The sequence below is a fragment of the Porphyromonas sp. CAG:1061 genome, assembly GCF_000435035.1.
Taxonomy (GTDB): Bacteria; Bacteroidota; Bacteroidia; order Bacteroidales; family Porphyromonadaceae; genus Porphyromonas_A; species Porphyromonas_A somerae.
The window spans coordinates 21581-21982 of sequence record NZ_HF988914.1; the positions used below are offsets into that span (position 1 = coordinate 21581).

The window sequence follows — 402 nt, forward strand, 5'->3', positions numbered from 1 at the left end:
AGAAGTCCACGTGCCCCGGAGTATCAATAAGGTTCAGTGTATATTGTTCCCCTTTATAATTATAGTCCATCTGTATCGCATGGCTCTTGATTGTAATACCACGCTCCCGCTCCAAGTCCATGCTGTCCAGCAATTGATCTTGTGCATCCTTAGCCCCCACTGTATTGGTATACTCCAGAAGGCGGTCCGCCAAAGTGCTCTTGCCGTGGTCAATATGCGCTATGATACAGAAATTTCGAATATGATTCATATAAATCCTCTTACTAGTATTTACCTACAAAGATAATAAAAAAGAGACGAATCACACTCCACTGTCCCACTGCTACTCAGGGGTTACGCATTAGAAAGGTCTTACCGTATGGTTTTTAGTGGGGTGTCTATGAGTAAGGACCTCGGCAGAGG

Annotated in this window: 1 protein-coding gene; it reads right to left on the reverse strand. The window is 44.3% G+C overall.

Annotated features, from left to right (window positions below; genetic code table 11):
* Positions 1–250, reverse strand: a 250-nt coding sequence (locus QVO39_RS04890) for a GTP-binding protein (RefSeq protein WP_288171780.1), incomplete at its 3' end; no start/stop codon positions are given.
* Positions 251–402 lie beyond the last annotated feature (152 nt).